Here is a 19,525-nt window from a genome sequence, read left to right as displayed (position 1 = left end):
ATTGTGGGTCAGTGTCGGCACTTGCAGACATTTCAGCAACGGGAGCTTCGGCCGGCAATCGCGTCACCAACGCGATTGCGATGGCGAGCCGTCGTACCGGCGTGGACTTCTCCTACCTGCTTGGTCAGGCCAAGATCGAATCCAGCCTGAACCCCAGCGCGCGTGCCGCCACCTCTTCCGCCACCGGCCTCTATCAGTTCGTCGACCAGAGCTGGCTCGCCGTCGTCGACAAGCATGGCGCCGAATATGGGCTGGGCTGGGCGGCTGACGCGATCAGCAAGGGCAGCAATGGCCGCTATTATGTGTCGGACCCGGACCTGCGCCAACAGATACTGGACCTGCGCAAGCATCCCGAGACCGCCTCGGTCATGGCGGCGGAGCATGCTGCCGACAACAAGGCCTATCTGGAAAGCCGCCTGGGTCGCGAGGCCGAGCCGGTCGATCTCTACCTCGCCCATTTCCTGGGCGTGGGTGGCGCCTCCAAATTCCTGTCGATGAACGATCGCGCACCCGGCGCAACGGCCGCCTCGATCTTCCCGGCGGCGGCCCGCGCCAATCGCTCGATCTTCTACGATCGTGCGGGCAATGCCCGCAGCTTCGCCGACATTCGCGATCGCTTCGCCAGCAAGCTGCAAAAGGGTGTCGATTCGATCGGCACCGGCAATGTCCAATATGCCGATGCTTCACTGCCCAGCGGCGCCAAGACCGTCGCCCCCGCCGATTATGTGCGGATCGAAACCCAGCGCCTTGCGACCCAGGCCGACGTCATCGTCCGGCCGGAACCGCAGACCGCGCGTCTCGCCTATCTCATGCTCGCCACCCTCGGAAGGTAACGGCCCCTCATGACTCCCACCCAAGTCAAAGCGAAGATCTGGATGAGCGCCGCCAAGGGGGCGGTGTTGCCGTTCGCCACGCTGATGGTCGTGCTGTTCATGATGGTGCCGGTGCCGGCGGTGATGCTGGACATCGGCTTCATCACCAACATCATGATCAGTCTTGCCGTTCTGATGGTGGCGCTGAACGCCGCCAAGCCGCTCGACTTCTCCAGCTTCCCGACGGTGCTGCTGTTCGCGACTCTGCTGCGGCTGGCACTCAACGTCGCCTCGACCCGCGTCGTGCTGGTGTCGGGCCATGAGGGGTCGGACGCGGCCGGCCAGGTGATCGAGGCATTCGGCCACTTCCTGATCGGCGGCGACTATGTCGTCGGTATCTTCGTCTTCGCGATCCTGATGATCATCAACCTGGTCGTCATCACCAAGGGCGCGGGCCGCGTGTCCGAAGTGTCGGCCCGCTTCACCCTGGACGCCCTGCCGGGCAAGCAGATGGCGATCGACGCCGACCTCAACGCCGGCCTGATGACGCCCGAGGAAGCCAAGCTGCGTCGCGCCGAAGTCGCGACCGAGGCGGATTTCTACGGTTCGATGGACGGTGCGTCCAAGTTCGTGAAGGGCGACGCGATCGCCGGCATCCTGATCCTGGCGATCAACATCATCGGCGGCATCATTCTGGGCGTGGTCAGCCATGGCCTGGCGATGGGCGATGCCGCCCAGACCTATATCCTGCTTGCCATCGGTGACGCGCTGGTCGCGCAGATTCCGGCGCTGCTGCTGTCGATCGCCGCCGCCTCGATCGTCACCCGCGTCAAGTCCGAGCAGGATCTCTCGTCCCAGGTCGCCGGCCAGTTCGGCACCGGCAAGGCCTGGGTGCCGGTCGCGGCGATCCTCGGCTTCCTCGGCATCCTGCCGGGCATGCCGCATTTCATCATCCTGACCGCTGCGAGCATCGCTGGCGGTATCGCCTGGCAGTTGCGCAAGGCCGGACAGCGCAAGGCGGCGGAACCCGAACCGGTCGCCCCGCCACCCAACCCCGCCATCATCGAATGGAACGACGTATCCGATGGCGCGATCCTGGGGCTGGAGATCGGCTATGGCCTGATTGGCCTGGTCGACGAGCGCAAGGGCGCGCCGCTGATGGCCCGCATCACCGGCATTCGTCGCCAGCTGTCGAAGGAACTGGGCTTCGTCGTGCCGATGGTGCGCGTGAAGGACAATCTGGCGCTCGAACCCAATCAGTATCGCATCACCATCGCCGGCGTGGTCGTGGGTGAGGATGATATCTGGCCCGACGATCTGCTGGCGCTCGACAGCGGCATGCTGGAAGGCACGGTCGCTGGCCGCGCGGCCAAGGATCCGACCTTCGGCCTCGACGCCGTGTGGATTTCGCCGGCCAAGCGCAGCGAGGCAGTGGTGGCCGGCTATACCGTGGTCGATCCGCCGACGGTCGTCGCCACCCATCTCAACCAGCTGATCGCGATGAACGCGGCCGAGATGTTCGGTCTGGACGAAGCCCGCAAGCTGCTCGACAATCTCAAGGACGTCGCGCCGCAGCTGGTCGATGGCCTGACGCCGGGCACGCTCAGCCTGACACAGATTTCCGCGCTCTGCCGCGCGCTGCTGTCGGAAGGGATCGCGCTCAAGGATTTCCGTCGCATCTGCGAGGCGATGGTCGACGCCGCTCGCCCCGACATGAATCACGAACAGCTTGTGGAAGCGGTGCGCCAGCGCATCGGCGCGCTCATCATCCAGGGCCTCGTCCCGGTGAAGATGCCGCTGCCGGTCATCACCCTCGACGGCGATCTGGAAGCGATGCTGGCGCAGGCGATGCGTGTCGCGGGCGATGCCAAGCATCCGATCGAGCCGAGCCTGGGCAACCGTATCGTCGAATCCGTCGTGCATGCCGCCCGCCCGATGCTGGGCCAGGCGCGCAATTTCGCCATCGTCACCTCGCCGGTGGCGCGCCGTGCGCTCGCCCGGCTGTTCAAACCCCATCTGCCCGAGACCCCGGTGCTGTCCTTCCTGGAAATCCCGGATGGCAAGGGTGTCGAGGTTGTCGCCGTCGTCGGTGGCGAGCAGCGTCCCACGCCCCGGCACGATCCGCTGCCGCGTGAACGCGTCGCCTGAGGAGACTGACCAATGTATATGAATAAGGTCGCTGCAGGCTCGGATGTCCTCACCTATGGACGGGCAGGGCTTGCCAATTCCCCTGAACAGCTGGCGCGCCGCTACATGCCGTTGGTGCGCAAGATCGCTTGGCACGTCCATGGCCGCGTCTCCAGCGCGATCGAGGTGGAGGATCTGCTGCAGATCGGCATGGTCGCGCTGGTGGAGTCCGCCAACAGTTTCGAGGATCGCGGCCTGGGCTTCGCCTCCTATGCGCAGCTGCGCGTGCGCGGTGCGATGATCGATCATCTGCGGCGCCATTCCACCCTGTGCCGCTCCGCCATGGCGACCCGCAAGAAGCTGGCTGCCACCCGTGCGAAGCTGGAACAGAAGCTTGGCAGAGCGCCGCTGGAAGCGGAAATGGCCGCTGAACTGGGCATGGACGCCGCCGATTATCGCGAGGCGGCCGATGGCGCCGAGATGGTCCAGCACACCAGCATGGATGAAGTCTATTCCGACCAGTCCATGTGGTTTGCCGATGTCGAGGATCGTGCCGACGACATCATGGAACGGGAATCGCTCAAGGGCGCGCTCGCCAAATGCATCGGCGAACTGCCCGAGCGCGAGGCGCTGGTGCTGCAACTCTATTTCGTCGAGGAACTCAATCTGGAGGAAATCGGCCAGACGCTGGACATTGGCGCCGCGCGCGTTTGCCAGATCAAGAAGTCAGCACTCGACAAGCTGCGCGGCAAGCTCAGCGACTGGAATTGACCCACCCGCGCGCCCGTCAACCGTCGTTGGCGGGACGCGATACCGATGCCTTGCGACCCGGAACCGGCCAGCGGAAACGCAGCGGCCGGTAATTCTGCGTCCGCCACCAGGGTTCGGGTACCTGGAACAGGCCGCTATTTTCCGCCCGCTGGCCCAAATCCTTGCGCGCGGTCAGTGCGGCCAGAATGGGCGCGGCGAACAGGCCGGCCAGCACCGGGCTCATCCAGCCGATCGCATTGGCGCGCACCGCCAGCACGGTGAGGCCGACGCCGAGCAGGATATGCCATTTGAACAGCCAGATCGCACCCAGTATCGCCATGCCGTCGCGGTCGCGGGTCTGGCCGTTCCAGCTCGCCTTGCGGCCCATCAATATGCTGAACAGGTTGATCGTCTGGGTCAGCATCGCGACCGGCGCCATCAGGATCGACAGAATGATGTCGGCGATCACGCCGCGCGTCATGCGCACCGCACCGCCAAAGCCGATACGGCGCGACGGGTCGGCCATGGCCCAGCCGATCGCCAATATCTTTGGGCCGAACAGCAGCACCGCCGTCACGGTCAGCAATGTGCTTGAGGGCAGTGCAGCGGCCGGCGGCCAGACGCCCGTGGCGACACCGCCCAGCGCTACCAGCATCATCGCCAGCCATAGCGGGGAGGTGCAATAGGCCGAAGCACCGACGAACAACTGGAACCGGCTGACCGGGTGCAGCCCCTTGATCTTCGCCAGCAGCGGGACATGCTGGATATTGCCCTGGCACCAGCGACGGTCGCGGGTGAACAGGTCGGGCATGGCCGGCGGGAATTCCTCGAAACTGTCGTCGGCCGTGACCATGTGGACGTCCCAGCCGCGCCGGCGCAACAAGGCTGCCTCCAGCATGTCATGGCTCAATATATGGCCGCCAAAGGGCGCGCGGCCCGGCAGTTCGGGCAGGCCGCAGCTTTCGGCGAAGGCGCGCACCCGCACGATCGCATTATGGCCCCAGAACATGCCTTCGGACCCCGCCCACCAGATCATGCCGGCGGCCGAGATCGGGCCGAACAGGCGGCTGGCAAATTGCTGCCAGCGGGCAAACAGCGTGGCGGCGCCCATCACCGTCGGCACGGTCTGGATCAGACCCAGATGCGGGTGGCGTTCCATGTCGACCGATAGCCGCGCCATGGTCTGGCCGCTCATCACGCTGTCGGCATCCAGCACGATCATATGGTCATATGCGCCGCCGAAACGGGTCACCCACTCCTCGATATTGCCGGGCTTCCGGCCGATATTGCGGGCGCGGCGGCGATAATGGACGGGGCGCGAGAAGGCCTTGCGCATTTCCAGATAGGCCTTGCGCTCGGTCTCGCCATTTTCCGGGTTGGAATCCGACAGGATGAAGAATTCGAACCGTTCGCCACCCATCACCTGTGAGAGCGATCGTTCCATGATCGACAGGCGGCCGAGCACGCCCAGGAAATCCTCGTTACAGACCGGCAGCAGGATGGCGGTGCGCGCCTTCAGCGGCGTGCGGTCGCGCGGGATATAGGGGCGAACGCCCTTGCCCTTGCCGACCGTCAGCAGCAGGAAGCCGATCGCGGCGGTGGCAAAGCCGAAGGCGATCCAGGCAAAAAGCGGGATGAACAGGGCGAGATAGACGCCTTCCCAGAAGGAAATGCCATCAAGGCCGATCGAGCGGCGCATTTCGTGCGCGGCGAGCGCTGCAGGCAGCAGCGCCAGCAGCACGACCAGCACCCGGCGGGCCCACAGGTCGATATTCATGGGTCGATGGATGCGGCCCGGCGCGGTCGCGAAATCCTGCACCGGCATGGCGAGCGGTGCCTCTGCCGGCACGCTTTCGAACGCCCGGACAAGGGCTTGCGACCCCGTGGCCCCATCGGCCACGTTCGTGCCTCCTGTCGATGTCATGTCAGACCCGTTCCTGGTTAACCTGAGCGCTAGAACCTTTCGCCGGGTGCGTGGTTCCGTTCATGCGCCAATGGGATAATGCACATATTCGCTGAACGCGCGATTGCCAGAGCGAAGTTGGACCCGGATATCCGCCGCTTTGTCGCCGGATTTGCGGATATCGATCGCCGCGCGATATAATCCCGCCTGGCCCAGCACCGGATATCCGCCCTTCTTGATAATCGTGCCATTGCCGATGTCGGTCCACAGGTCGGGCTTCGCATCGGCGGGCAGGCCGGCAAAGTCGATCACCAGCCGCTCGACCCCGGCTTCGTCGCCACGACCGCGCCAGACAGCCTGCACGATCGCCAGATTGCCGCCGACCGGCGCACGGTCCCCCGTCCAGTCCAGGCGATAGGCGGCATCGATCCGGCTGCCCGGACGTGCAGCCTTTGCCGGCGTCCAATAGGCGCAGACATTGTCGGTATATTCGCTGTCGGTCGGGAAGGTGTAGAGCCGCACCTGCCCCGCACCCAGCGGCGCGGCCGGCGTCGCCCATAGCGAAGGGCGACGGTCATAATAGACGCCGTCATCCTGATAATGGTCGAAATTACGGTCGCGCTGCAGCAGGCCAAAGCCCTTGGGGCTTGTCTCGGCAAAACCGTCGACGCGCGGGACGGACGGGTTCACCAGCGGCCTGGCTTGCGCGCTGCCGTCGGCGCTGGCGATCGACAGAAGGTCGGAATCATGGATTTCCGGGCGCCAGTCGGTGCCTTTGGTCCGATGCGCTTCATCATACCAGAACATGCTGGTCATCGCCATCAGCCCCAGTTCGGGGATCGGCCGGCGCGGGAAGAGGGCGGCGGTCACATCCTGTGTCACCCCCTTGGGGCCGAGCCGGTTGACGAAGCGGAAGGCGCCGGTGATCGACGCTCCGTCCAGCACGGCATAGACGGTGACGCTGCTGTCGCCGGTCCGCTCCAGCCAGAAATGGGTGAAGCGGGGAAATTCCTCCTTGCCCGGAATGCTGGTGTTGATCGCGATCGCGCGGGCCGACAAGCCAAACTGCTTGGTCGGGCCGGGCGCGCGGAAATAGCTGGCACCCAGGAAGGACAGCCAGTCGCCGTCGCGCTTGGCATTCATGATGCGGAAGCCGGCAAAGCCTGCGTCCGGGCCAAGGTCCGCGACGGCATTGCCGTCCGGCGTCTCGAACATGGCGGGATCATAACGCAGCGGCGTTGCAACGCCTTTGTCGACCAGCGCGATCTGTACCGGTTGCTGGGCTGTGCCACTCAGCGGGAACAGGCGAACGCCGGTATCGCCGGGCAGGTCACCCCAGATCGTCTTCTCGTCGCGGAACCGGGCCTGGTGCATCTGGTCATAACCAACCTTGGCGGCGACCGGATTGGGCGGCGTCTCGTCAAAGGGCGCGCGCGCCTGCTTCTGCGCCAGGGCGATGATGCCATCCCATGAGAAACGGTCGCTTCTGGCTTGGGAAAGGGCAGGGCGGGGGAGCAGCAGGGCTGCGCCCGAAGCAGCGATCAAGGCGCGCCGGTCGATCATGGTCATGCGTCCATCATGGGTGCTGATCGCGGCATTGCAAGATGCGCCTGGAATCAAACGCGATGAAGCCCCCGCCCGGGGGGACGGAGGCTTCGAATTTGGCCGTTTGATCGAAGGTGTTACCCCCGGCACGGTGGGGACTGTTGATGTGCCGGGGGTGACATGACGGGTTGCCGGTGACCAATACCTCAACCCGTCATTTTCGGTGTCCGATCCGGATTACTGGATCAGCTTCATGACGTTCTGCTGGCTCTGGTTGGCCTGGGCCAGCATCGCGGTCGATGCCTGGCTCAGGATCTGGGCCTTGGCGAGCGCGGTGGTTTCGGTCGAGAAATCGGCGTCTTCGATGCGGCTCTTGGCGTCGGTCAGGTTGGTGACGTTGGCGGTCAGTGTGTTGACGGTCGATTCCAGGCGGTTCTGCACCGCACCGAGATTGGCGCGCGAGGTGTCGACGGCCTTCAGGGCGGAGTCGTAGAGGTCGAGCGCTGCGCCGACATCGAAGCCGGTGGCCGTGACGTCGAGGTCGGTCGTGACCGCACCGCTGGTCACCACAGCGGCGACGTCGGTGTCACCCTGGACATCGCCCAGGTCGATTTCGATGGCGTCGCTCGAGTTCGCACCAGCCTGGATGTTGATCTTGCCGTCAGCGGCGGGGCCGGCCGAACCGTCGAACAGCTTGATGCCGTTGAAGCTGGTGTCCGACAGAACCTTGCCGATCTGGGTGGCGAGCTGGTCGATTTCCGACTTGATGTTGCCCTTGGCGGTATCGTCGTTGGTGTCGTTGCCGGCCTGGACGGTCAGTTCACGCATACGCTGCAGCATGTTGGTGACTTCACCCAGCGCGCCTTCGGCGGTCTGCGCCAGGCTGATGCCGTCATTGGCGTTGCGGATGCCCTGGGTCATGCCCTTGATCTGTGCGGTCATCGACGAAGCGATGGCGAGGCCGGCGGCGTCGTCCTTGGCCGAGTTGATGCGCTTGCCGGTCGACAGGCGCTCCATGGCGGTGGACAGGGCCTTGCTGGCGGAGGTCGAAGCATTGGTGGCCCGCAGCGCCGACGAGTTGGTTGCGATAACAGTCATGATATTCCCTTTCCGTTCATCATCCGGTCGCTGTCATCTGACGCTTGCGGCCTCGAAAGGGGATAACGGCGGGCTGCGAAAAGCTTTTAGGGGGTGATGCGATTTTTCTGGAAAAAGGCGGAAAAACAGCTCTCTACGTGGACGCGTATATATAGAGTGCGATTTTTCCGATGCCGGGGCGGAAAAAAATTGCCGGTCACCGGCAAGTTAATGGCGGCGTTAACCATCTAATAACCACGCCAGCGTACATTCCTCATATCGAAGGGGGTAGGGGCGTGCGGGGGCACAAGCCTGCCAAGACACTGGGGACAGTTCATGTCATCGCTTGACGTGAGCCGTGGGGTTTGCGCGCTCGTTCCGGGCCTGCAGCACTGGCTCGAAAATGCCTTGTACACGGTGCGGATCGTGGATGCGCAGAGCCCGCGTGAGCGGGATGGCCGCCGCGTCCTTCTCGCCACCGAGATCGGCCATGCCACCCATCGTGATATCCTGATCAACCTCGTTGATGGCAAGCCGTCGCTGGTGCCTGCCGCCAATGGCCTGCCCGCCCGCGTCGCCTTTGGCCTGGAGGACATGGGTTTCGCCTTCGCGCTGATCGCCGAACTGGCCCGTCCGGCCTCGATCCCAGCTGTTGGCGATGCCGCCAGCGCCCGCCTGATGACGCTCGCCGGCCGCGTGGCCCGCAGCGATGCCACCGTGCTGATCCAGGGTGACACCGGCACCGGCAAGGAAGGCATGGCCCGTTTCCTGCACGCCCAGTCGGGCCGCAACGGGCATGACTTCATCGCCGTCAACTGCGCCGCACTGCCTGAAACCATGATGGAAGCGATGCTCTTCGGCCACAAGAAGGGCAGCTTCACCGGCGCCTCCAATGCCTCGGACGGCCTGTTCCTCGCCGCTGACGGCGGCACCCTGTTCCTCGACGAAATTGCCGAGCTGCCCCTGGCGCTGCAGGCCAAGCTGCTGCGAGCCCTCCAGGAAGGCGAAGTCCTGCCGGTCGGCGCCACCCATCCGGTGCCGGTCAATGTCCGCATCGTCGCCGCCTGCAACCGTAACCTGGCCGATGAAGTCGCCGCCGGCCGCTTCCGCGAAGACCTCTACTGGCGCCTCAATGTCATGGCGCTGGAACTGCGCCCGCTGGCCGAACGTCCCGGTGACATCGCTGCGATCGCCGCCGCCATGCTGCTGCGCCATCAGGATGTCGGCAAGGAAGGCTTCGTCTGGCCGACCGCCGCTGCACTTGACAAGCTGGCCGCGCATCGCTGGCAGGGCAACGCCCGCGAACTGGGCAATGTTCTTCAGCGTGCGCTGGTCCTGCGGGACGGCGAACGGATCGAGGCTGACGACCTGCATGTCGGCGCCGCGCCGCAGCCCTTGCGCATCGTCGCCGCCGCACCGGTTGCTCCGATTTCCGTCGTGCCCGCCGAACCGATCCGCCTGCGCGACGTCGCCCATCATTCCAAACTGGAAGCGATCCGCACCGCCCTGCGCGAGACCGACGGTCATCGCGCTGCCGCCGCCCGCAAGCTGGGCATTTCCGAACGCACGCTGCGCTATCGGCTCGCCGAGATGCGCGAGCTGGCTGCGGCATAAGGAGGCTAGGGCATGACCGGCATCTCTCCCACCGACAGCGTGATGGCGATCCGTAGCGCCATCCTGCAAAAGAACGCCGCGCTGCGCGACGTCGCCTCGACCGGCAATGTCGGTTCGGTTGGCGGCGCCGGTGCCACCCAGGGCACCGCGCCCGGCGGCTTCACCGATGCGCTCAACAACGCGCTCCAGCAGGTCAACGGCCTGCAGACCCAGGCCGGCGATGCCGCTTCCGCGTTCGAACGGGGCGAAACCACCGATATCGCCGCGGTCATGCTGGCCAAGCAGCAGGCATCGGTCAGCTTCGAGGCGACCCTCCAGGTCCGCAACAAACTCCTGTCCGCCTACAAGGACATTATGAGCATGCCGGTCTAAACCATGAGCGAGAACGCACTCACCATCAATGGCGGCGCTGCCGCTGCCCCGGCCCTCCCGGCCGTAACCGGCGCCAGCTTCGGCAATGCCAAGGGCGTCGACGCGCTCAAGGCTCGCTTCGCTGGTTTCATCAAGCAGCCGGCGGTCGCCAAGAGCCTGCCGCTGCTCGGTCTGCTCGGCGTCGTCGCGGTTGCCGGTGCGGCCTGGCTTGCGCTGCGCGAACCGCCACAGCGCGACCTGTTCCGTGGCCTGCCCGATGCCGACAAGTCGGCCGTCGCCCAGGTGCTGGACCAGAATGGCATCAAGTACGACTTCGACAATGGCGGTGGCATGACCGTAGGCGAGGGCGATTATTTCAAGGCGAAGATGATGCTCGCCGCCCAGGGCCTGCCCAAGAGCGCGCCCGACGGCAACAGCATGATCGACAGCCTGCCGATGGGTGCCAGCCGCGCGGTCGAGAATGAGAAGCTGCGCGGCGCCCGCGAAACCGATCTGGCCCGCACGATCGAGGCGATCGACAATGTCGAGACTGCCAAGGTCCATCTGGCGGTCGAGGCCCCCAGCGTGTTCCTGCGCGAACGCACCAAGCCTTCGGCCTCGGTGATGCTGCGTCTGGCCCAGGGCCGCACCCTGACCGACGCGCAGGTCAGCGCGATCGTCCATCTCGTCGCCTCGTCGATCCCGGAACTGAACCCGGAGGACATTTCGGTCGTCGACCAGAATGGTCGCCTGCTCAGCAACAATGACGGCAATGCCGCCGACGATCGCCAGCTCGCCATCCAGACCCGGATCGAGGATCGCTATCGCCAGTCGGTCGTCGCGCTGCTGACCCCGATCCTGGGCGACGGCAAATTCTCGACCGAGGTGCATGCCGAACTGAACTTCGCCGAGCGCCAGGCGACCCGCGAAAGCTTTCCCCAGGACGAGGCGCGTCTGCGCGTCGAGCAGGGCAGCTGGTCGTCGGACGAACGCGGCCAGAAGGCCGGCGAGGCATCGGGCATCCCCGGTGCGCTCAGCAACCAGGCGCCGGTCAACCCCACCGTGACCCAGACCAATCCCAATGGCCAGGCGGTGACGCAGGGACAGACCGCGGAACAGCAGCCGGCGACCCCCGGACTGCCGCCGATGAAGACCGAGGAAACCTTCAACCGCAGCTTCGAGCTGGGGCGTGAAGTATCCGTCACCAAGGATGCGGTCGGCACGGTAAAGCGTTTGTCGGTCGCCGTCGCGCTGGATACCGGCGCCGATGGCAAGCCGCGCTCCGCCCAGGAAATCGCCGCGCTCGAAGCGTTGGTAAAGGGCGCAATCGGTTTCGATCAGGCTCGTGGCGACGTGGTCGCCCTGTCGGCCCGCAGCTTCGCCAAGCCTGAAGAGGTCAAGGCGCCCTGGTATGAAGCCGACTGGATGTCGCCGCTGATCCGCAATGTATCGGCCCTGCTGGTCGCCCTGCTGGTGATCTTCGGCATCGGCCGCCCGCTGCTCAAGCGCCGTGCTGCCGCCCAGGAAACGCAGTCCGCCGAGACCGCCGAAGCCGGCCAGCGTCTGGGGCGCGAGATTTCAGGCGAGCTGACCAAGCAGGCCGTCGAAAATCCCGATCCCAGCCGCCCGGTCACGCTCGACATGATCTCGTCCACCTATGACTATGCCCAGCGCGCCGACCTGATCCGCAATTTCGTCAAGCAGGATCCCGATCGCGCCGCCCTGGTGGTCCGCGACCTTCTGAAGGAAGGGAAGAAGGAAAATGCCTGAGATCGTCCCCGGCCGTCCCGAGGCGCTCAAGGGCAGCGCCGCCGCCGCCGTCCTGCTGATGCTGTTCGACGAGGATGAAGCGGCGCAGATCCTGTCGCGCCTGGAGCCCGAAGAAGTCCGTCAGCTCGGCTACGCCATGTATGATGTGCAGGATGTCGATCCCGAGGAAGTGAACGAGGCGCTCGACCATTTCGTCACCAAGGCCAAGAAGCGCACCACCATCGGCTATGGCGCCACCCGCCATATCCGCGGCGCGATGACCAAGGCGCTGGGCGAGGAGCGGGCTGAAACCATCCTCGCGCGCATCACTCCGCCGACCCGCTCCACCCAGCTGGAAATGCTGAAGTGGATGGACGCGAAGGAAGTCGCCGTCCTGATCGAGATGGAGCATCCGCAGATCATGGCGATCGTGCTGGCGCATCTGGAAGCGCCTGTCGCCGCCGACGTGCTGCAACTGCTGCCGACCGAATATCAGGAAGAGATCGTCTACCGCATCGCCACGCTCGGCCCGGTGTCGAACGAGGCGCTGGACGATCTGGAACAACTGCTGCTGCGCGGTCCGGTCAACAAGCAGGGCGCGGCGTCGCAACGCGGCGGCACGGTCGAGGCGGCCGCGATCATGAACAATGTCCGCAAGGACAATGAGCAGCGGATCATGAAGGCCGTCGCCAAGCGCGACAAGATGATCGCCCAGACCATCGAAGAGGAAATGTTCGTCTTCGATAACCTGATCGACATGGATGACAAGAATCTGGGCACGCTGATGCGCACCGTCGACAGCCAGGTGCTGGTCGTCGCGCTCAAGGGTGCGAACGACATGCTCAAGGCGAAGATCTTCAGCTGCATGTCGGCCCGCGCCGCGCAGGCGATCGCCGACGAGATCGAGGAACGAGGCCCGATCCGCCTGGCCGAGGTCATCGACGCGCAGAAGCTGATCATCGCCACCGCCCGTCGCATGGCGGATGCCGGCACCATCATGCTGGGTGGCAAGGGGAACGACTTTGTCTAAGATCTGGGCGGCCGAAGCCAGCCGCGAGGTATCGAGCGTGCCGATGGTCGGTGTCGGTCAGGTCGCCAGCAATGGTTTCCGCAGTCTTTATTCGGCACTGCCGAGCGACCTTGTCGCGGTTCCTGCGCGCGCGCCAATCCATGCCGAGCCGGAGAGCGATCCGATCGACGAAGCCCATATGGCGGGCTTTTCGCAGGGTTTCGAGGAAGGGTATCGCGCCGCTGCCGAAGAACAGGCCAATGAGATCGAGGCCCGCAACCGCCTGACCGCCGCGCTCGAAATGCTGACGCCCGCGCCCAGCGGCAGCCTGTCGACCATGTTGTCGGCCACGGTCGTCCGCCTGGTCGAACAGATTGTCGGCGAAGTGCAGATCGACGTTGATCGGCTGACCCAGCGTTGCGAAGCGGTCGCCGCCTTCATCGACGACAGCAGCGACAAGAGCGCGCTCCATCTGCATCCTGACGATGTCGCCCTGCTCGAAGGCGAGCAGATCGGCGTGCCGCTGGTATCGGACAAGAACATGCAGCGCGGTTGCGTGCGCCTTGAAACCGCCGATGGCTGGGTCGAGGATGGCCCGGACGTTCGTCTGGCGCGCCTGCGCGCCCTGATGGACGACATGGAGGGCCGTTCATGATTGGAAATTGGGCATGATCCGCGCCGAGCTGACGCAGGCCGAAACCCTGTTCGAGCATCTTCAGGTCCAGAACCGCCAGCCGCGCCATGTCGGCCGTCTGGTCAGCCATGATGCGGGCATGCTGGAAGTCACCGGTTTCCGCCGTCCGATCGGCTCGGGTGCCCGCGTCCTCGCCAGCGACGGATCGGTCTGTCGCGCCGAAGTCGTCGGCTTTCGCGGCGAACGCACCCTGCTGGTGCCGCTCGACGCTGACGCGCCGCTGGAAAATGGCATTCGCGTCGAACCTGACAGCCAGGCCAATATGGTGCAGGTGGGGGAGGGGCTGATCGGCCGCGTCATCGACGCCATGGGCCAGCCGCTCGACCGCAAGGGGCCGATCATTGCGGGTGGCGTATGGCCGCTCAACGGCGTGAAGGGCAATGTGCTCGATCGCGGCCGGGTTACCGAGCCGTTCGACTTGGGCGTGCGCGCCGTCAACGCACTGCTGACTGCCGGGCGCGGCCAACGCATCGCCATCATCGCCGGCTCGGGCGTCGGCAAGTCGGTGCTGATGGGCCAGATGATCGCTGGCGCCGAAGCCGACATCGTCGTTACCGGCCTGATCGGCGAGCGTGGCCGCGAGGTCAGCGACTTCCTCGAAACCAAGCTCAAGCATGCGATGCACAAGAGCATCGTGGTTGCCGTGCCGGCCGACCATCCGCCGGTGCTGCGCCTGCGTGCCGCCGCCCGCGCAACCGCCATCGCCGAATATTTCCGTGCCCGCGGCAAGAAGGTGCTGCTGCTGATCGACAGCCTGACCCGCTGCGCCCATGCGCAGCGCGAGATCGGCCTGGCATTGGGTGAACCGCCGGCGATGAAAGGCTATCCGCCCTCGGCTCTGGCGCTGATTCCGCGTCTGGTCGAACGCGCCGGCGTCGATGCCCGCACCGGTGGTTCGATCACCGCGCTCTACACCGTATTGGCCGACGGCGACGACACCGACGATCCAATCGTCGACGCCGCGCGCGCCATTGTCGACGGGCATTTCGTGCTGTCGCGCAGCCTGTCGGAACAGGCGATCTTCCCGGCGATCGACATCGGCAAGTCCTTGTCGCGCGTGATGGCCGACGTCGTGCCCGACGAGCATCGCCAGGCCGCCGCTGCCTATCGCCGCCTCTGGGCCGCCTATGAGGAAAATCGCGACCTCATCCTGATGGGCGCCTATCGTCCCGGCAATGATCCGGTGATCGATGAGGCGGTGCAGCGTCGCCAGGAAATCCTGAACTTCATCCGCCAGGACCAGAAGAGCCGGATCGACCTTGATACCAGCGCCAACGCGCTGATCGCGGAGTTTGGCGCATGAAGGGGCTGGTGTCCCGCCGTCATCGCGTGCTGCGCGTGCGCCATGTCCAGCATGCCATGGCCATGGCCGAAACTGCGCGTGCGCGCGACGAGGCGGAGGGGATCGCCACCAATTTGGAACGACTGCGCCGGGTGCGGGGCGAGTTGTTCGGCGTTCAGGGCGGCGCTACCGGTGCGTCCTTCGCCTCCATGCAGGAACTGGCCAGCCGTCTGGAGCAGGCCGGTCGCCAGCTCGACGGCGCGCTCTACGACGCCCGCCGCAAGGTGGAGACGAAGGAAGGGCTCAGCATCGCGGCCAACCGCGAGAAGGAAATTGCCGCGCGCCTGAAGGATCGGGCTCGCGTCGCGCTGGAAGAATGGCGCGAGAACAAGCTTGCCGCGTTGCCGCGCTATCGCCGCATGCAGCGCACGGGGGACAATTGACATGACCATGCTCGCCAGCCTCAAATCGCTGCTCTTTTCCTCGACGCCGCTGGCCGGCGCGACGGCGGCCGGTGCTTCGGCCGTGGCCGAGGGTGCGGCCGACTTCGCCGCTCTGCTGAGCGATGTCGATGGCGCGTCGCAGTCGGCTGCGCCTGCCACGAGTATGGGCGCGCCAGCTCTTCCGGTGGAAGCGGCGATCGAGGGCGATGCGCCGGTCGTGACGCCCGAAGCAATCGAAGCGCCGGCTCTGCCGGACACCGCCGAATTTCTGACCCAGCGCGCCATGCCGGTCCAGCCGGCCGCAGAACCGGCGCTGCCGATCGTTGAGGCCGCATTGCCGGTTGCCGAACCGGTCCTGCCCGTCGCTGCGTCGGTTGAGCATCAGACGGCCGTGGCGGCCGTATCGGCCGAGCCCGCCCCGATCGTCCTGCTCGAAGGCGAGGCTGTCGCCGAAGCCCTAACCGAAGCCCTCCCGCTGCCCTTGCCGACCCCGGCGCCAGCGGTCGCGCCTGCGCCTGCCGATATCCGGACGCCGGCGCCGGTTCCGACCGCCGATGTGGCCCTGCCGCTGCCGGTTGACGCCGAAGGTCCGATCGCGCTCGCCCTTGCCGACGCTCCGATCAAGACCACGCCGACGCACGCGCCGCAGCCTCTGCCGGCTGTGATGGTCGCGCCCGAGGCTGACGACATCGCCGATAGTGACAGCGAAGCTAACACGGTGACGGTGGATGCGCCCGTCGACAGCGACGCACCAGTTGTCGCCGATCCGATTGCCCATTCCTTGCCTGCTGCACTTCCCCCCTTGCCGCAGGCGCCGATCGATGCCCCCGCATCTTCGGCTCCATCCGCGCCGACCCGGGAGATGCCTTTGAGCGTGTCTCCTTCGCTGTCAGCTTCATTGTCCCAAACCCAGGCCCCTTCGAAACCGGCCGTGGGACAGGAAGCGGTGACGGCCCCGGTGGTCGGCGCGGATGGGCAGGATGATCAGACCACTGCGGCGCCCGTGGCGGCGCCTGCAATGACGCCTGAACTGGTCGCTGCGATGATCCCGGCCCAGCCTGCGCCGGCCGCCAACGCGGCCCCGAATGCCGTGCAGGCCCCGGTCGAGGGCGTGCCGCAGCCCGCGATCGCACCGCGCCCGGTCGAGCAGGTCGTGCCCGCCGTCGCGGCAGCGCCGGAGGTCAACCCTGACATGCCGGCCGAAATGGTCGTGGCGGCCGCCAAGCCGACCGAGAAGACCGTGCCTGCGGCTACGACCAGCAGCCCGGACGAGGCCGATGTCGAGATCGCATCCGGCCCCGATGTCCCGGCCGCGCCCGTGGTCGCCAAGCCGGCCAAGGCGGAAGCCCTGTCGCTGCTGCAACTGGTGCGCGACCATATGAACCGCCGGGCGACGCCGGTGCGCGACAGCGCCGATGCCGCAATGCCGGTCAGCGATAGCACGCTGGACAAGGCGACCACGGCCGTCGATCCTTTGGTCGCCACCACTCCGGCCGCGCCGCATCGTGGCGCGGACATGTCCGTGCCTCAGGCCGCCACGCCCCAGGCACCTTCGGTCACCCCGGCGGCGATGCCGACGGTCGACCTGTCGGCCAGCCTTGGCCAGCAGGTGGTTGATATGGGCGTGTCGGGACAGTGGATCGACGGGCTTGCCCGCGACATTGCCGGCCTGTCGGCCAATGGCGCGCAGGGCCGGTTCCAGATCAACGCAGACCAGCTTGGCCCGATCCAGGTCGATATCCGCCAGGATGGCGATGGCGCGGCGGTCAGCCTGACTGTCGCCAGCGAGGCGGCGGAAATGGCGCTGCGTCAGGACAGCGACCGGCTGAAGCTGGACGCCGGCCTTGCCGCCGTGCGTATCAGCGAGGTCAAGATCGAGCGCGCGCCGCATGTCGCGGAAGCGGCCAAGGCTGATGCGAACAATTCGTCCAATGGACAGCAGGGCAGTGCATCCCAGCAGCAGGGTAGCTGGCAGGGCGCGGGCCAGATGGCGGGCCAGTCGATGGGCCAATCCTCGTCGCAGGGCCGCTGGCAGGGGCGCGAAAATAATGGCCTTGGCCATAAAGCCGGGGGCGATCCGGCCGTTCTTAACCATGGTGACACCGGCGATAGCGCCGGTGACGTCCGCCGCGCGCGCTACGCCTGACGGCCGGGACGGGACATTCCAGGGGACGTGAACGATGAGCGATGAACCCAAGGCGAAGAAGAAGGGCGGCAGCATGAAGCTCATCCTGCTGGCCGCTGTCGCCATGGTGGTGGGGGGCGCTGGCGCCGCAGGCGGCCTTTACGCGGCCGGCTTTTTCAGCCCCAAGGCCGAAGGCCCCAAGGAAGATCCCAACAAGCCGGTGCTGGTCCTTGCGGGCGAGGATGCGCAGGCTGTCGCTACCGCCCATGGCTGGGCCGGTGAGGGCGGTGGTGGCGGCGGTGAAGGTGGTGGCCATGCGAGCGGCGGCGGCGAAGGCCATGCGCCTTTGGCTGGCCATGCACCGGGCAAGGGCATCGACCTGCCGGCGCCGAGCAATCCGACCGCCTACCAGGCCACCTATTTCCAGCTCCAGGCGCCCTTCACGTCGAACATGACGGACACCGACGCCTTCGCCCAGATCACCGTCGCGGTGTCGACCTATTATGATTATCGCGTGATCGCCGCGATCAAGATGCACGAGATGGCGATTCGCAGCCAGGTGCTGATGATGCTCGCCGAACAGCCCGAAGAGCAGCTCGTCACGCCCGACGGCAAGCGCGTGCTGCAAGGAAAAATTCGTAGCATCATCAACGATGTATTGAAGCAGAAGACCGGCTATGGCGGCATTGATAACGTTTACTTTACCAATTTCGTTATTCAATAGCGCTGCCTGACCGCTGGGAAGTCCCCTGGCCGATGGCAGGGGACAGACATGAATCACGTTCAATCCTTCGCCTTCGGGCGGGGGGACGCGCAAGCGCCGGTAATGCTGTCGGGCCTCGACCGGCTGGGCGAAAAGCTCGGCCGGCGTATCCGTGCGCTGATCGAACCCATTTCCGGCATCCGTCCGCATGTCACGAGCGAGGATGCGCGGGTGGTGGAGTTCGGCGCCTGGTCGGCTGGTGCCCCCAATTTCTGCAGCCTGTCCATCTATCGCATCCTGCCGCTCAAGGGGCAGATGCTGCTGTGCATGGACGCCACCATGATCTCGACCCTGGTCGACTGCTTCTATGGCGGCCTTGGCAACCGGGCGCTGCCTGCGCGCGGCGAATTTACCCCAACCGAAGACCGGCTGATCGCCCGCCTGTCGGAAACCATCATGGCCCGCATGGTCGAATGCTGGTCCGAAGTCCTGCCGCTGGAGCCCGGCCTGCTGCTGCGCGAAACCGGCATCGGCTTTGCCGCCGCCGCCCAGCCTGCCGACCAGATGGTGGTGCAGCGCTTCCGCGTCGGCCTGGATCGCGATCGCGAATGGTCGGTCGACATGGTTTTTCCGCTGGCGGCACTGCGCGGTATCGAGGCGCTGATGGGCAGCAAGGTCGCGTCCGACGACGAACATGTCGATCCCGTATGGCAGGCCCGCGTGGCGCGCCGCATGCGCGACATCCGCCTGCCGGCCCGCACCGTGCTGGCCCGCCCCAATCTCTCGCTGGCGGAGCTGATGCAGCTCAAGGCCGGCGACATCATACCCGTGACGATCGGCCGCAGTCTGCCGCTGATCGTCGGCGACAGGATCGTCGCGCATGGCACGATCGGCGAACAGGATGGCCGTGCCGCCTTCCAGATTGAAAAGATTGCACAGGGACCGGAACAATGAGTGACATGAGCGACGCCCCGATGATGGATCCCCGTGGCGAAGACAGCGCCAGCCGCATGGCGGCCAACCGCCAGTTCAAGCTGCTGGCCGATATTCCGGTCCGCATGTCGGTGGAGGTCGGATCGACCTCGCTGCGCCTGGCCGAAGTCATGGACCTGGCCGAAGGCAGCATCGTGGAACTGGATCGCCAGGCCGACGAACTGCTCGACATCATGGTCAATGGCGCGCTGATCGCCAAGGGCGAGGTCGTGACGGTGAACGGCCGCTATGGCATCCGCATCGTCGATATCGCCGCCACCGAAACCCGCATGGCCGGGGTCGAACGGCGCGGCTGACCGCAGGCAGATGCTTTTGCACTTGCCTTGCGCGGCATTCTTGCGGAACGGA

Annotated in this window: 17 protein-coding genes; 14 read left to right on the top strand and 3 right to left on the bottom strand. The window is 65.8% G+C overall.

The features are described from left to right. Positions 1-11: 11 nt before the first annotated feature. The 3 genes from GGQ90_RS10180 to GGQ90_RS10170 are packed head-to-tail and all read left to right on the top strand — an operon-like array spanning position 12 to position 3,710. Entirely contained in the window at positions 12-833 is an 822-nt protein-coding gene (locus GGQ90_RS10180) for a lytic transglycosylase domain-containing protein (RefSeq protein ID WP_188082051.1), read from the top strand. A 9-nt stretch (positions 834-842) separates the two neighbouring features. Continuing rightward, positions 843-2,960 (top strand): flagellar biosynthesis protein FlhA, encoded by a 2,118-nt coding sequence (flhA, locus tag GGQ90_RS10175; protein ID WP_188082050.1) that lies wholly within the window; start codon positions 843-845, stop codon positions 2,958-2,960. Positions 2,961-2,972: 12 nt separating this feature from the next. Beyond that, positions 2,973-3,710 carry a FliA/WhiG family RNA polymerase sigma factor gene (locus tag GGQ90_RS10170; protein ID WP_010338853.1) on the top strand — a complete coding sequence of 246 codons (738 nt, stop codon included), beginning with the start codon at positions 2,973-2,975 and terminating at the stop codon, positions 3,708-3,710. A 16-nt stretch (positions 3,711-3,726) separates the two neighbouring features. Here the strand turns inward: GGQ90_RS10170 and mdoH are convergent, their stop codons facing one another. The 3 genes from mdoH to GGQ90_RS10155 form a co-directional block, all read right to left on the bottom strand. Further along, positions 3,727-5,613, bottom strand: a complete 1,887-nt coding sequence (gene mdoH, locus GGQ90_RS10165; RefSeq protein ID WP_188082049.1) for a glucans biosynthesis glucosyltransferase MdoH — start codon at positions 5,611-5,613, stop codon at positions 3,727-3,729. Between the two features lie 60 nt (positions 5,614-5,673). Continuing rightward, complete coding sequence (locus GGQ90_RS10160; RefSeq protein ID WP_188082048.1) at positions 5,674-7,161, bottom strand: OpgD/OpgG family glucan biosynthesis protein; 1,488 nt, start codon at positions 7,159-7,161, stop codon at positions 5,674-5,676. 213 nt (positions 7,162-7,374) lie between these two features. Further along, positions 7,375-8,235, bottom strand: a complete 861-nt coding sequence (locus tag GGQ90_RS10155; protein WP_188082047.1) for a flagellin N-terminal helical domain-containing protein — start codon at positions 8,233-8,235, stop codon at positions 7,375-7,377. Positions 8,236-8,550: 315 nt separating this feature from the next. Here GGQ90_RS10155 and GGQ90_RS10150 point away from each other — a divergent pair, with 315 nt between their 5' ends. The 11 genes from GGQ90_RS10150 to fliN are packed head-to-tail and all read left to right on the top strand — an operon-like array spanning position 8,551 to position 19,473. Then, complete coding sequence (locus GGQ90_RS10150) at positions 8,551-9,828, top strand: sigma 54-interacting transcriptional regulator (RefSeq protein WP_188082046.1); 1,278 nt, start codon at positions 8,551-8,553, stop codon at positions 9,826-9,828. A 12-nt stretch (positions 9,829-9,840) separates the two neighbouring features. Further along, positions 9,841-10,200, top strand: coding sequence for a flagellar hook-basal body complex protein FliE (fliE, locus tag GGQ90_RS10145; protein WP_188082045.1), 360 nt, complete (start codon positions 9,841-9,843; stop codon positions 10,198-10,200). Positions 10,201-10,203: 3 nt separating this feature from the next. Further along, entirely contained in the window at positions 10,204-11,949 is a 1,746-nt protein-coding gene (gene fliF / locus GGQ90_RS10140; RefSeq protein WP_188082044.1) for a flagellar basal-body MS-ring/collar protein FliF, read from the top strand. Continuing rightward, a complete protein-coding gene (gene fliG / locus GGQ90_RS10135) occupies positions 11,942-12,958 on the top strand; it encodes a flagellar motor switch protein FliG (RefSeq protein ID WP_188082043.1) in 1,017 nt (338 codons plus the stop codon). Before fliF ends, fliG begins: the two co-directional genes overlap by 8 nt. Continuing rightward, positions 12,951-13,592, top strand: a complete 642-nt coding sequence (locus GGQ90_RS10130; protein ID WP_246428192.1) for a FliH/SctL family protein — start codon at positions 12,951-12,953, stop codon at positions 13,590-13,592. The genes fliG and GGQ90_RS10130 overlap by 8 nt, the downstream gene beginning before the upstream one ends. A 13-nt stretch (positions 13,593-13,605) precedes the next feature. Beyond that, a complete protein-coding gene (locus GGQ90_RS10125; protein ID WP_188082042.1) occupies positions 13,606-14,934 on the top strand; it encodes a FliI/YscN family ATPase in 1,329 nt (442 codons plus the stop codon). Beyond that, positions 14,931-15,356, top strand: a complete 426-nt coding sequence (locus GGQ90_RS10120) for a hypothetical protein (RefSeq protein ID WP_188082041.1) — start codon at positions 14,931-14,933, stop codon at positions 15,354-15,356. Before GGQ90_RS10125 ends, GGQ90_RS10120 begins: the two co-directional genes overlap by 4 nt. A 1-nt stretch (position 15,357) precedes the next feature. After that, positions 15,358-17,502 carry a flagellar hook-length control protein FliK gene (locus tag GGQ90_RS10115; protein WP_188082040.1) on the top strand — a complete coding sequence of 715 codons (2,145 nt, stop codon included), beginning with the start codon at positions 15,358-15,360 and terminating at the stop codon, positions 17,500-17,502. A gap of 34 nt (positions 17,503-17,536) precedes the next feature. Beyond that, the gene (locus tag GGQ90_RS10110) at positions 17,537-18,205 is read left to right on the top strand and encodes a flagellar basal body-associated FliL family protein (RefSeq protein ID WP_188082039.1); all 669 of its coding nucleotides are present in this window, start codon (positions 17,537-17,539) and stop codon (positions 18,203-18,205) included. Positions 18,206-18,253: 48 nt separating this feature from the next. Then, positions 18,254-19,138 (top strand): flagellar motor switch protein FliM, encoded by an 885-nt coding sequence (locus tag GGQ90_RS10105; protein ID WP_188082038.1) that lies wholly within the window; start codon positions 18,254-18,256, stop codon positions 19,136-19,138. After that, on the top strand, positions 19,135-19,473 hold the full coding sequence (gene fliN, locus GGQ90_RS10100; RefSeq protein WP_004208183.1) for a flagellar motor switch protein FliN: 339 nt from the start codon (positions 19,135-19,137) through the stop codon (positions 19,471-19,473). Before GGQ90_RS10105 ends, fliN begins: the two co-directional genes overlap by 4 nt. Positions 19,474-19,525 lie beyond the last annotated feature (52 nt).

It is taken from the genome of Sphingobium scionense, assembly GCF_014197035.1.
GTDB classification, from domain to species: domain Bacteria; phylum Pseudomonadota; class Alphaproteobacteria; order Sphingomonadales; family Sphingomonadaceae; genus Sphingobium; species Sphingobium scionense.
Note: the sequence above shows the minus strand (reverse complement) of the source record. Positions and strands in the feature narration are given on the sequence as shown.